Source organism: Caballeronia sp. Sq4a (genome assembly GCF_023170545.1).
Classification (GTDB): domain Bacteria; phylum Pseudomonadota; class Gammaproteobacteria; order Burkholderiales; family Burkholderiaceae; genus Caballeronia.
Genome location: NZ_CP084250.1, coordinates 2,128,913 through 2,140,859, shown reverse-complemented (window position 1 = coordinate 2,140,859; position 11,947 = coordinate 2,128,913). Strand labels below are relative to the sequence as shown.

Below are 11,947 nucleotides of genomic sequence, written 5' to 3'. Positions count from 1 at the left end.
AATGCGCATCGTACATCTCGTCCTGGCGCCGCGACTTTCCGGCGCCGAGGTATTGGCGAAAGACCTGGCGATTCATCAGCAAAAAAGCGGCGAGACGGTGGCCATTGCGTCGCTCATGCCGCCGCATGACGACTTCACCGCGCTGCAGGCGGAACTCGTCGCGAACGGCGTGCAGTGTCTCTTTCCGGACCGCATGCATGGACGCTTCGGCAAGCTGTTGGAACTGCATCGGACGATCCGCGCGTATCAGGCGGACGTGCTCTTCGCGCACGCGACCATTCCCGCGTTCTACGCGCGCATGCTGCCGCTCGCGGTGCCGATCGTCTATGTGATGCACTCGGCGACCAACGACTTCGAGAGCCGCGTGTTCCGGCGCGTCGAGCGCATGCTCTCGCGGCGGGCGCGTGCGGTGATCGCGGTGTCGCCCGCGAATATCGACGATTACGTCGGCGCGGTCGGGCGTCATCCTTCAATGACGCTCATTCCGAACGGCGTCGACATGTCCCGCTTCTCGATGCGTCCGGCGAGCACGACGGGTCACGCATTCAAACAGATCGTGCAGATCGGGCGCTATACGTCGGTGAAGAATCAGCTTTCGACCGTGCACGCGTTCGAGCAAGTGGTGCAGCGCGTGCCGGATGCGCGCCTGATGTTGTGCGGCGTGATCGAAGATCCGGCGTATCACGCGGCCGTGGGCGATCTGATCGAGAAGCTCGGGCTTTCGAAGAATGTCAGTCTGCAAGGTCCGCGTTCGGACGTGGCGGAACTGCTGTTCTCGTCGAATGTGTTTGCCATGCCTTCGAGATCGGAAGGGCACAGCATCGCGTTTCTGGAAGCGCTCGCGTCCGGCGTGCCTGTAGTCGCGAGCACGATTCGTCCGTTCAGCTTCGCGGCGGACTTTCCGAGCGTGCGCCTGTGCGATCCCGACGATACGAAAGCCTATGCGGATGCGCTCGTCGTCGCGCTCGGCCAGCCGCGCGCGCACCGGCCGCTCAACGGCCTGACGCTTGCCGACACGGCCGCGCGTTATCTCGCCGTCGCGCGAGATGTGACGCAACGCTTGCCGCGTCCTGCGCCGGCCTGAAGTGGCAAGTTCTACGCGTCGCGGAAAAAGCGCAGCGCGCGCCAGCCATTCGATGCTGGCGCGCGTTTCTTTTTTCGCCTATGAAATAGCGTAGTGCCGCTCAATGGAGACACACATGTCCGACATGCTCAGCATCTCGACGCCCGATGGCGATTTCGACGCGTACGTCGCGTATCCGGCGCAAACCCCCGCGCCTGCCATCGTCGTTCTGCAGGAAATCTTCGGCATCAACGGCGACATGCGCGAAACCACCGACGAATACGCGCGACAAGGCTATGTCGCGCTATGTCCTGACCTGTTCTGGCGAATCGAGCCGAATGTGAATCTCACCGATCGCACCGAGGCCGAGTGGCAGCAGGCGATGAAGTACTACAACGCATTCGACCTGAACACGGGCGTCGAGGATATCGCCGCGACCATCGGCTTCGCGCGCGGTCTGGAACAGGTGCGGGGCAAGGTGGGATCGGTCGGCTTTTGTCTGGGCGGACTCTTGTCCTTTCTGACGGCTGCGCGCACCGATATCGACGCCGCCGTTTCATACTACGGCGGCGGCACGGACCAGCACTTGAGCGAGTTGCCGAAGATCACGGCGCCGTTGCTCATTCATCTGGCGGAACAGGACGAGTTCATCGATGCCGACGCGCGCAATCGCGTATTGGCCGCCGTTCAAGGTCACGCCAACATCGTGGCGTACACGTATCCGGGCTGTCACCATGCCTTCGCGCGCCATCATGGCGCGCACTACGATGAAGCGGCGGCGACACTCGCGAACACGCGCACGGCCGATTTCTTTGCAAAGCACCTGAAATAAGGCACCAAAGCGACAACGCCGCCCGAAAGAAGGCGGCGTTGTGGTCGTGCGCAATGGACTACTTCTTCACCGGATGCGGCCGGCGAAACACCATCCAGCGCGGCACCTTGAAGCGAACGATGCTGACATAGAGCCAGACATAAGTGGCCGCAAACACCACGACGAAGCAGAACAGATGCACCGTATGACGCCAGAAGAGCGTCGCGGGAATCACCGCGATGAGGCACAGCAGCCACAGATAAGGCGACGTCAGCGAGTTACGCCGCGTGAGTTCGCGCGCGTTCTGCACGCCGACTGCCCAGCGCATCAGCCGCTTGTAGACGAGCATATGCAGATGCACGCCGTCCGGAATGCCGGGCGACATGCCGCGAATGAATTTCTTGCGATAGATCGAGAAGCACGTCTCGAAGATCGGGTACATGAAGAGCAGCACCGGATACCACGCGGAAACATCGCGGTTGCGCATGACGAGCATGATCGCGAGTTCGGCGAGCATAAAGCCGACGAAGTACGCGCCGCCATCGCCGAGAAAGATGAGGCCGGCGGGAAAGTTCCAGATGAAGAAGCCCATCACCGCGCCCATCATGATGAGCGATCCCGACAGCACGACCGGATCGTGAACTTGGAACGCGACGTAAGCGAGCGACGCGAACATCATGAACGTGACCATCGATGCGAGGCCGTTGAAGCCGTCGATGATGTTCACCGCGTTGGCGAGCGCCGCCACCGCGAGCACCGTCACCGCGCAGGAAACAATTGCGTAGGAGAGCAGAAAATCCAGAGGCGGCACGCTGATGCGCGTCACCGCGATATCGAGCAGCGCATACGCGAGACCGGCAGCGGCCATCGTGCAGATGAGACGCACGAGCGGCGTCACGCGCTTGGTCAGGTCTTCGAGAAGCCCGGAGAGAAACGCAGGCAAGCCGCACGCGATGATGCCGAGAATGCCGGCCGACACGAGCGGATAACTCCATCGCAATTGCACGGCGGACGCGGCGAGTCCGCACAGAATGCCGACGCCGCCGATGCGCGGGACGGGCCGCGCGTGGAATTTCTGCACGCCGGCGAGATCGGTATCGCCGAGCACGCCTTCCTGCAAGTGCGCAAAGCGCACGATCAACAAGGTCACGAAGAGCGAGACCAAAAAAGCAAGCGCAAAACTAAGCATGAAAGTAGACCAGTTGATGACAGCCGCCTCGCATCGTCGTAAATAGACGATGCGAGGCTCGGCGCCGCTTTAAGCGAACCCTTGCGGGTTCTGCGACTGCCAGCGCCAGTGATCGGCACACATGCGCTCGATGCCGTGTTCCGCGCGCCAGCCGAGCAGCTTCTCGGCGGCGGCGGGATCGGCGTAGCACGCGGCCACATCGCCGGGGCGGCGCGGCACGAGTTCATACGGCACGCGCTTGCCCGAAGCCGCTTCGAACGCCTTCACGACATCCAGTACGCTATAACCGTGGCCCGTGCCGAGATTGACGACGAAACTGCGATCGAGCGAGCGCAGTGCGTCGATGGCCGCAATGTGTCCGCGCGCCAGATCCACCACATGAATATAGTCGCGCACGCCGGTGCCGTCGTGCGTATCGTAATCGCTGCCGAACACGCGCAGCTTGTCCAGCTTGCCGACCGCGACCTGCGCGACATACGGCATCAGGTTGTTCGGAACGCCTGCCGGGTCCTCGCCGATCAAGCCGCTTTCATGCGCGCCGACCGGGTTGAAATAGCGCAGCGTCGCGATGCGCCACGACGGATCGGAGACTTCGAGATCGCGCAGAATCTGTTCGGCGATGAGCTTCGACTGACCGTACGGGTTCGTCGCCGAAAGCGGAAAGCTCTCGTCGATGGGCACGCTTTGCGGCACGCCGTACACCGTTGCAGATGAGCTGAACACGAAGTTGCGGACGTTCCGTTCACGCATCACGTTGAGCACCGCGAGCAGGCTGCCGATGTTATTGCTGTAATACTCGATCGGCTTCGCGACCGATTCGCCCACTGCCTTTAGCGCCGCGAAGTGGATCGCGCCGGTGATGGCGTGTGCGTCGAAAATGCGGTTCAGCGCGGCTTCGTCGCGCGCGTCTTCCTGATAGAACGCGACGCGCTTGCCCGTGATGCGCTCCACGCGATTCAACGATTCCGCGCGGCTATTGACGAGGTTGTCGATCACCGCGACGTCGTAACCTGCGTCGAGCAATTCGACGCACGTATGCGAACCGATGAAGCCCGCGCCGCCCGTCACGAGAATCGTGCCCTTGGTACCTTGTCCAGCGTCGTTCGGCGACATGTTGCCGTTCATCATGTGCTCTCCAGGAAGCGCAAATCAGAGTGAAATGCCGGTAATGGCGTGTATTGTGCTCTTGTATCGTTCGACGACGTTCTTCTCGTCGAATTCGCGAGCGACTTTCTCGCGGCCGCGTTGGGCCATCGCCTCGCGTTCTTCGATCGGCAGCGTCAGCATGCGTTCGAGTTGTTCGGCGAGGCTGTCCGCGCTTTTGACTTCGCACAGCAGGCCGTTCACGCCGTGTTCGACGACTTCGCGGCAGCCGGGCACGTCCGTGGCGACGATCGGGCGGCCCATCGCGGACGCTTCCATCAGCGTGCGCGGCACGCCTTCGCGATACGACGGCAGCACGACGCAATCGGCCGCCGCGACGAGCGGGCGCACATCGTTCGCTTCGCCCAGATACTCGACGATATTCTCACGTTCCCACGCCTCGACGTCCGTGCGGCTGATCGCGCTGGGATTATCCACGCCAACCGGCCCGAGCAATTGAAAACGCGCGTGCGGATAACGCCGGCGCAAACGCCGCGCCGCCTCGACGTATTCGGCGACGCCCTTATCCCACAGCAGCCGCCCGATGAGTATGAACACGAAGTCTTCCCGGCGCGGCAAAGGCACGAGCGAGAAGTCATTCAGATCGACGCCTTCTCCGTGCAAACGACGCGCGCGGTCGGGATGCGCGAGCAGGTTCTCATCGACAAAAGCCTGATGATCGTCGCGATTGAGGAACCACACCTCGCGCGGAAAGCGGAATGCGAAGCGATAGAGACGCTTGGCGATCTGCGCGGTGCGGCTCTTCTGAATGAACACGTAGCCGAGGCCGGTCGTCACCGCGATGGACGGCACGCGCGCCAACATCGCGGCAAGCGAGCCGTAGATGTTCGGCTTGATCGTGTAATGAAACACGAGATGCGGGCGTGTCGCGCGATATTCGCGGTACAGCGCCATCATTGTCTTGAGGTCTTCGCGCGGGTTCGTGCCCTTGGACGCCACCGGCAATTCCACGCAACGGCAGCCCATTTCGATGAGCGGCTCGAACGTGCGGTCGCGCGGCGCGATGATCGTCACCTGCGCGCCGCGTTCGGTCAACATGCGCAGCACGCCGCGACGATACGTGTAAATGGCCCACGCCGTGTTGCACACGAGGGCGATGCGTAGGCTGGACTGGGCTTTGTTCATCCGGTGCTTATGGTTGTGTCGCGCGATGCCGCCGGTCTCATGCCGGCGACGATGCCTTGAAGAGCTTCGCCTTGAGTCCGCGCAGCGCGCGATAGGGCAGCAGCAAGTGAGCGATGCTTTTCGCGACGCCGATCCAGTCGAACGGATTCGCCGCACGGAAGTAACGCAATTGCAGGCGCAGCGTTGACAGCGTTTGTGTCCGGCGCTTGGTCGCGCTGATGCCCGCTTCGTTCAGTTCGTAAAAGAGGCCGAATTCCGGCAGATTCGCGCCGTCGTGGCGCGCCATGAGACGCAGCACCAGATCGAGGTCTTCGGCCGCGCGATAGTCCGCGCGATAGTTGCCGACTTCGCGCACCGCATCGACACGCAGCATCAGCGACGGATGCGCGAAGCACGAGCGCGCGAGCATCGCGTGGCGAATCGCAGCCGTATCGGTGGGCGGCGTGAGGTCGAAAAGCGGCGCGCCGTTCGTCGCGACGACATGCGTCCACATGCCGAGCACCGCCACATGCGGATGCGCCTCCAGATAGGCGCGTTGCTTCGCGAGGCGGCCGGGCGTCGCGAGATCGCCCGCATCGATGCGCGCGGCGTAGCGGATACCGCGTTCAGCGAGCGCGTCGATGCCCGCTTGCAACGCGCGCTCGATGCCGACGTTCTTCGCCATGCGCAGGATCTCGATGTCGAGGCCGTTGATAAGAGGCGCGGCGATCGGCGGCGTGCTGCCGTCATCGACGATCAACACGCGCACCGGCGACGCCTCGCGAAACGACGCGAGCGTACGTTCCACTTCGGACTGGCCGTTAAACGCGGGCATCAGGATGGCGACATCGGATAGGGCGTTCATGCGCGCAGCCGGAATCGAATGTAGTAGAAGTTGACCGACGCCGCCGCCAGATAACCCGCCGCCAGACCGACGAGCGCGCCGTATCCGTTGAAGCGCGGAATGGCCCACATGTTCACCGCGAATGCGACGGCGAGCGCAAGCAGCCACTTCGACAACAGCACGTATCTGGCCTGAAACTTCAGCACGACGAGATTGCCGATCGCCTCGATGCCCGCTGGCACCGAGAGCCACACGGCCCAGCGAAAGATGCTCGCCGCGCCCGCATAGTTCGGCCCGAACACGCGCGCGATGATGAAGCCCGCGAGCGCATCGAGAACGGCGGCGCCCGCGATCATCAGCGCGGCAGTCATGGCGAAAAGACGCAGCAGGTTGCGCTTCAGGCGCGGCGTTTCCTGCACGCGATACACGAACGCCGGCGCGATGGTTTGCGAAAGTATCAGCGCGAGCGCGATCCAGTTCTCATTCAACTGTTGCGCGGCCGAATAGAGCCCGAGTTCCGCGAACGACACGCGATGCGCAAGCATCAACCGGTCGAGCTTCAGGAACAGATACATGCAAATGAGCCCGAGCCAGAACACGGTGCCTGCGCTAGCAAAGTGCCGAAAGAGCGTGCGATCGAAGCGCCAGCCGAGCGTGCCGCCATGACGTCGCATGTGATAGACGACGAGCGCCGCGCCGATCACCGCGGCTTCCAGCGCCCATAGCCAGCCGAAACTCGACGCGCGCGCGGTCATGCGTACGAGCAGATAAACGAGCGCCGCCTTTGCGATGGCCGTGAACATGCTCGCGATCAATTGCGGCTTGCTGTAGGTCATGCTTTGCAGCCACGCGTTGATGACGCCGATAAACGGCTCGCGAAACAGCATGGTGACGGCGAGCCCCGCGAGCATCGCGCCGACGAGCGGGTCCACGCCGCCCACCGCGATCCATGCCCACGTCAGCAAGAGCGCGACGACGGACACGCTCATGCGCAGCACGAACGCGCTGCCGAGCACCGCGCCGGTCTCGGCAGGTGGCTTCGCGACGATGGTCGGCACGAGAATCTCCGCGCCGCACACCCATGTGATCGGCGCGATGACGAGCAAGAGCGTGTTTGCGTATTGCCATTTGCCGAACGCATCGGGGCCGAGATAGCGCGCGAGCAACCCCGAAATCACGATGGCGACGGCAATCTGCGTGAGCCGTTCGAGCCCCAGCCAGACGATGTTGGTAAGCGCGCGGGCGACGTCCGGATTGCCCGAGCGCATGAGCATCTTCATGCGGTTTGTCCGTCCGGAAGCTCAGGCATGCGGCGTGCTACTGGAACCTGTTCGCTGTGCAGTAGCGTGCGGGGACGCGTATCACCGTGAATGTCGGTCAAGTTTTGTGCGTTTGCGCGCGAACGCGCCTCATTCGTCGGGCAGAAGGCGAAAGAGCGTATAGGCATTGGATTAGAATGAATGCGCAGGCTTGAACCGCGGCGCGCAACGTCGAAGGCGCTGAAAGACAGCGATTATAAGTGCGAACGGAAAGGCTTCCTTCGCACGAGCTTTCAAACTGGCTTGCCTGTTTCGCGATGCTCGAATACGCATGCGCAGCATTCGTCATGTCATGCCTCGCAGTCGTTCGCGCGCATGCTGGTGTGGTCGGGCGCGCTCATATCGTCACGACCTGCACGCCCTTATGGCTGCATCGCCGAGAATTCATCAATTAATACAGAAGAGGTAGCCATCTCATGAGCCAAGTATCCCAGTCCATTTTCAAGGCGTATGACATTCGCGGGATCGTCGGCAAGACGGTCGATAGCGATGTCGCGAAGAGCATCGGCCGCGCGTTCGGCAGCGAGATCCGCGAGCAAGGCGGCGATTCGGTCGTCGTCGCGCGCGATGGTCGGCTCTCCGGTCCCGAACTCGTCGGCGCGCTCGCGAACGGCCTGCGCGAAGCGGGCGTCGACGTGATCGATATCGGCATGGTGCCCACGCCCGTCGGCTATTTCGCGGCGAGCGTGCCGCTGCCTTTTCCAACGGGCGAGCGGCGCGTGGATTCGTGCATCGTCGTAACGGGCAGCCACAATCCGCCCGACTACAACGGCTTCAAGATGGTCCTGCGCGGCGCGGCCATTTACGGCGAGCAGATTCAGGGCTTGTATCAGCGCATCGTCAATGACGACTTCAGCTCGGGCGAAGGCAGCTACACCGAGTTCGACGTATCGCAGATGTATCTCGACCGCATCGTGTCGGACGTGAAGCCGGTGCGCGCGATGAAGATCGTCGTCGATACGGGCAATGGCGTCGCGGGTGGTCTCGCGCCGCGTCTCTTCAAGGCGCTCGGCTGCGAGCTCGTCGAACTGTTCACGGACATCGACGGCAATTTCCCGAACCATCATCCGGACCCGGCGCATCCCGAGAATCTGCAGGACGTGATTCGCGCGCTGAAGGAAACGGACGCCGAAGTGGGCTTCGCATTCGATGGCGACGGCGACCGTCTTGGCGTCGTGACGAAGGACGGTCAGGTGATCTACCCCGATCGTCAGTTGATGCTGTTCGCGCAGGAAGTGCTGTCGCGCAACAAGGGCGGCCAGATCATCTATGACGTGAAATGCACGCGCAATCTCGCGAAGTGGGTGCGCGAGCAGGGCGGCGAGCCGGTCATGTGGAAGACGGGCCACTCGCTCGTAAAGGCGAAGCTGCGTGAAACGGGCGCGCCGCTCGCGGGCGAAATGAGCGGCCACGTGTTCTTCAAGGACCGCTGGTACGGCTTCGACGACGGCCTGTACACGGGCGCGCGCATGCTCGAGATCCTGTCGCGCGTGGACGATCCGAGCAAGCTGCTCAACGACCTGCCGAACTCGCTGTCGACGCCGGAACTGCAACTGAAGCTGGAAGAGGGCGAGAACTTCGAACTCATTTCGCGCCTGCAGAAATCGGCGAAGTTCGAAGGCGCGGACGACGTGCTGACCATCGACGGCTTGCGCGTCGAATACCCGGATGGTTTCGGCCTCGCGCGTTCGTCGAATACGACGCCGGTGGTCGTCATGCGTTTCGAAGCGGATAGCGAAGAAGCATTGAAGCGCATTCAGGAAGACTTCCGCCGCGTGATTCTGGCGGAGAAGCCGGACGCGAAGCTGCCGTTCTGATCGAGGCGTGGCGAAGACGGCGCGATCGGGAGGTCGCGCCGTTTTTTGTTTGCTCATTCGGGATAGAACGCGGGCGAGAGGATCTGGTCAGTCGACCACGGAAGTTCTTCCGGAAAGACATCCAAGCCCGTTTCTTCAGCCGCTTTGGACACGGCATCGGCCCATGTACCCACGAGCCAATCCGGGTCTCGCAATGAAGCGTTCAGACTGGGCGTCTTTTGCAGCGCCACGCCCACGGCGCGGCGCTGTTCCTTGATCGTGCGTTGCCAGTTCGAACCACGGCGTCCCGGCTGGTATTGCCATTTGAGCAGATGCGCCAGCAGCACCGCCATGCGGCTCGATAGTTCTCGTTGCTCGCTCTTGCCCACGTCCTCGATTTCCTCTGCGATATGTTCCACGTCGATGGCCGAGAAGTTTCCGGCACGCAGCAGTGCTGCCTGCTCGCGCGCCCAAGCCACGACGTCCTGTTCGTAACGCGTTCCCATCGCGTACTCCTTTCTTGATCGGATATTCGGTTCAGCTTCACCGGTCATCAGCATGTTACCGACTTTTTTTGCCGCGAAAGAGCTTCCTCGACTCGTGATCCACCCCGCCTCCCAACCAACCCGCGCTAAAATCCCCGCTCCCGTTTCCTCTTCGTCGCGCGAGCCGCGCCTCTTTCTCACAGCGTGCAAAAGATCCTGATTGTCCGGGTGTCGTCGCTTGGCGACGTCGTTCACAACATGCCGGCCATCGCCGACATTCGCCGCCGCTATCCCGATGCGCAAATCGACTGGCTCGTGGAAGAGAGTTTCGCGAGCCTCGTCGAACTGGTCAGTGGCGTGCGCCGCGCGATTCCGTTCTCGCTCAGACGCTGGCGCAAGGGTTTTGCGTCCGCGGCGAACTGGCGCGAGATCTCCAAGTTCCGGCGTGAACTGGCGGCCGAAAAGTACGATCTCGTCATCGATTGCCAGGGGCTCATCAAGACCGCATGGGTCGCGAGCTGGGCGCGCGGCCCGCTCGTCGGGCTCGCGAATCGCACCGAGGGCGCGGGCTTCGAATGGCCCGTGCGCTTCTTCTATGACCGGCGCGTGCCGATCGAGCCGCGCACGCATGTCGTCGAACGTACGCGCCAGCTTGTCGCCGCCGCGCTCGATTTGCCGCGCCCGCAGACGACCGACGACATCGACTTCGACATCGACACCCGCCGCGCCGCGCTCGCCGTGTCAGCGCTCGGGCTAAATCTGCCGGTGCCGTACGTCACGTTCGTGCACGCTACGTCGCGCGCCGACAAGCAATGGCCCGAAGCCGCGTGGGTCGAACTGGGGCAGGCGCTCGTGACGCGCGGCGCGTCCATCGTCCTGCCGTGGGGCAGCGAGGCCGAGCGCGCGACGAGCGAGAAGCTCGCGAAGGAGTTCGGCGCGGCGGCCATCGTGCCGCCGAAGCTCTCGCTGCCCGCCGTGGTCGGTCTGATCGACGGCGCGGCCGCGACCGTCGGCGTCGACACGGGCCTCGTTCATATTGCCGCAGCGCTGAAGCGGCCGACCGTCGAGTTGTACAATTTCTCGACCGCATGGCGCACAGGCGGTTACTGGTCGCCGAACGTGATCAACCTGGGCGACGCGAGCCGGCATCCGACGCTCTCGGAAGTGAAGGCCGCGCTCGCAGGTTTCGGCCTGCTGTAACGCTTCGGGTCAGTAGCCTTGGCGCCGTGCGCGAGCCAACTCAAGTTCGAGAGCACATGACGGAATCTCAAATCATCGAAGTGGCTTCGTCCGACTGGCAGGGCAAGAACCTGTCCGTGCCGCGCGAGGCGCTGCTTGCCGGCGTGGAAGACGGCAAGGTCCTCTATTTTCCCAATCTGCGCTTCGCAATCGAAGGAGGCGAGCGCGCGCTGCTCGACCCGAAGATCGCGGACCCGAAGCGCAAGAACATCAGCCTCGCGCCCAACGGCGGCGCGCTCAACGGCGTGCTCGGCGACAACGTGATGCAGTCGGCGGTGCGCTCGCTCATCGCGCGGTATCAGGCGAACGCGCGCTCGCTCGTCGACGGCCTCTTTCCCGAATACGACGGCAATCTGCGCGTCGCGCCGACGAGCCTGCGGCTGCATCAGGTGGAAACGCGCGAAACGTCGTGGCGCAAGGACGACAGCCGCCTGCACGTCGATGCGTTCCCGTCGCGTCCTAACTACGGCGAGCGCATCCTGCGCGTGTTCACCAACGTCAACCCCAACGGCACGCCGCGCGTGTGGCGCGTCGGCGAGCCGTTCGAGCAGATGGCGCGGCGCTTCTTGCCCGACATCAAGCCGCAGGCGCCGGGTTCGGCGTGGCTCATGAATCTGCTGCACATCACCAAGAGCAAGCGCAGCGAGTATGACCATCTGATGCTGCATCTGCACGACGCGATGAAGGCCGACCTTGATTATCAGAAGTCCTCGCCTCAGGAAACCATGCCGTTTCCGCCCGGCTCGGTGTGGATCTGTTTCTCCGATCAAACCTCGCACGCGGTGATGTCCGGCCAGTTCATGATGGAGCAGACGTTCTTCCTGCCCGTGAAAGCGATGGCGCGGCCCGATCACGCGCCGCTCGGCATCCTCGAACGGCTCAAGGGCAGGGCGCTCGTTTGAGCGGCGCTCGTTCCGCCCCGTCCGCGCCGGC

Annotated in this window: 11 protein-coding genes; 5 read left to right on the top strand and 6 right to left on the bottom strand. The window is 63.0% G+C overall.

Annotation, left to right across the window (positions count from 1 at the left end):
* Window position 1 precedes the first annotated feature (1 nt).
* Together LDZ24_RS10200 and LDZ24_RS10195 are read left to right on the top strand one after the other, a co-directional pair.
* The gene (locus LDZ24_RS10200; RefSeq protein ID WP_248320352.1) at window positions 2-1,084 is read left to right on the top strand and encodes a glycosyltransferase; all 1,083 of its coding nucleotides are present in this window, start codon (window positions 2-4) and stop codon (window positions 1,082-1,084) included.
* 115 nt (window positions 1,085-1,199) lie between these two features.
* Entirely contained in the window at window positions 1,200-1,895 is a 696-nt protein-coding gene (locus LDZ24_RS10195; protein ID WP_248320351.1) for a dienelactone hydrolase family protein, read from the top strand.
* A gap of 58 nt (window positions 1,896-1,953) precedes the next feature.
* On the opposite strand, the gene LDZ24_RS10190 is transcribed toward LDZ24_RS10195, so the two are convergent.
* The 5 genes from LDZ24_RS10190 to LDZ24_RS10170 form a co-directional block, all read right to left on the bottom strand.
* Entirely contained in the window at window positions 1,954-3,063 is a 1,110-nt protein-coding gene (locus LDZ24_RS10190) for a glycosyltransferase (RefSeq protein ID WP_248320350.1), read from the bottom strand.
* Between the two features lie 69 nt (window positions 3,064-3,132).
* A complete protein-coding gene (galE, locus tag LDZ24_RS10185; protein WP_248320349.1) occupies window positions 3,133-4,191 on the bottom strand; it encodes a UDP-glucose 4-epimerase GalE in 1,059 nt (352 codons plus the stop codon).
* A gap of 21 nt (window positions 4,192-4,212) precedes the next feature.
* Entirely contained in the window at window positions 4,213-5,352 is a 1,140-nt protein-coding gene (locus LDZ24_RS10180) for a glycosyltransferase family 4 protein (RefSeq protein ID WP_248320348.1), read from the bottom strand.
* A 37-nt stretch (window positions 5,353-5,389) separates the two neighbouring features.
* Window positions 5,390-6,196, bottom strand: a complete 807-nt coding sequence (locus LDZ24_RS10175) for a glycosyltransferase (RefSeq protein WP_248320347.1) — start codon at window positions 6,194-6,196, stop codon at window positions 5,390-5,392.
* Entirely contained in the window at window positions 6,193-7,455 is a 1,263-nt protein-coding gene (locus tag LDZ24_RS10170) for an oligosaccharide flippase family protein (RefSeq protein WP_248320346.1), read from the bottom strand. The genes LDZ24_RS10175 and LDZ24_RS10170 overlap by 4 nt, the downstream gene beginning before the upstream one ends.
* A 455-nt stretch (window positions 7,456-7,910) precedes the next feature.
* Between LDZ24_RS10170 and LDZ24_RS10165 the strand changes: the two genes are divergently transcribed.
* Window positions 7,911-9,311 carry a phosphomannomutase/phosphoglucomutase gene (locus LDZ24_RS10165; RefSeq protein WP_248320345.1) on the top strand — a complete coding sequence of 467 codons (1,401 nt, stop codon included), beginning with the start codon at window positions 7,911-7,913 and terminating at the stop codon, window positions 9,309-9,311.
* Window positions 9,312-9,364: 53 nt separating this feature from the next.
* On the opposite strand, the gene LDZ24_RS10160 is transcribed toward LDZ24_RS10165, so the two are convergent.
* A complete protein-coding gene (locus tag LDZ24_RS10160; protein WP_248322333.1) occupies window positions 9,365-9,796 on the bottom strand; it encodes a DUF29 domain-containing protein in 432 nt (143 codons plus the stop codon).
* 183 nt (window positions 9,797-9,979) lie between these two features.
* Here LDZ24_RS10160 and waaC point away from each other — a divergent pair, with 183 nt between their 5' ends.
* A complete protein-coding gene (gene waaC, locus LDZ24_RS10155) occupies window positions 9,980-10,975 on the top strand; it encodes a lipopolysaccharide heptosyltransferase I (protein WP_248320344.1) in 996 nt (331 codons plus the stop codon).
* A gap of 56 nt (window positions 10,976-11,031) precedes the next feature.
* On the top strand, window positions 11,032-11,916 hold the full coding sequence (locus LDZ24_RS10150; protein WP_248320343.1) for a Kdo hydroxylase family protein: 885 nt from the start codon (window positions 11,032-11,034) through the stop codon (window positions 11,914-11,916).
* Window positions 11,917-11,947: the final 31 nt, after the last annotated feature.

Excerpts from the sequence above, each read along its gene's own strand:
- LDZ24_RS10170 (WP_248320346.1), bottom strand. The coding sequence starts at position 7,455 with ATGAAGATGCTCATGCGCTCGGGCAATCCGGACGTCGCCCGCGCGCTT.
- galE (WP_248320349.1), bottom strand. The coding sequence starts at position 4,191 with ATGATGAACGGCAACATGTCGCCGAACGACGCTGGACAAGGTACCAAG.
- LDZ24_RS10150 (WP_248320343.1), top strand. The coding sequence starts at position 11,032 with ATGACGGAATCTCAAATCATCGAAGTGGCTTCGTCCGACTGGCAGGGC.
- LDZ24_RS10180 (WP_248320348.1), bottom strand. The coding sequence starts at position 5,352 with ATGAACAAAGCCCAGTCCAGCCTACGCATCGCCCTCGTGTGCAACACG.
- LDZ24_RS10200 (WP_248320352.1), top strand. The coding sequence starts at position 2 with ATGCGCATCGTACATCTCGTCCTGGCGCCGCGACTTTCCGGCGCCGAG.
- LDZ24_RS10190 (WP_248320350.1), bottom strand. The coding sequence starts at position 3,063 with ATGCTTAGTTTTGCGCTTGCTTTTTTGGTCTCGCTCTTCGTGACCTTG.
- LDZ24_RS10160 (WP_248322333.1), bottom strand. The coding sequence starts at position 9,796 with ATGGGAACGCGTTACGAACAGGACGTCGTGGCTTGGGCGCGCGAGCAG.
- LDZ24_RS10195 (WP_248320351.1), top strand. The coding sequence starts at position 1,200 with ATGTCCGACATGCTCAGCATCTCGACGCCCGATGGCGATTTCGACGCG.
- LDZ24_RS10175 (WP_248320347.1), bottom strand. The coding sequence starts at position 6,196 with ATGAACGCCCTATCCGATGTCGCCATCCTGATGCCCGCGTTTAACGGC.
- LDZ24_RS10165 (WP_248320345.1), top strand. The coding sequence starts at position 7,911 with ATGAGCCAAGTATCCCAGTCCATTTTCAAGGCGTATGACATTCGCGGG.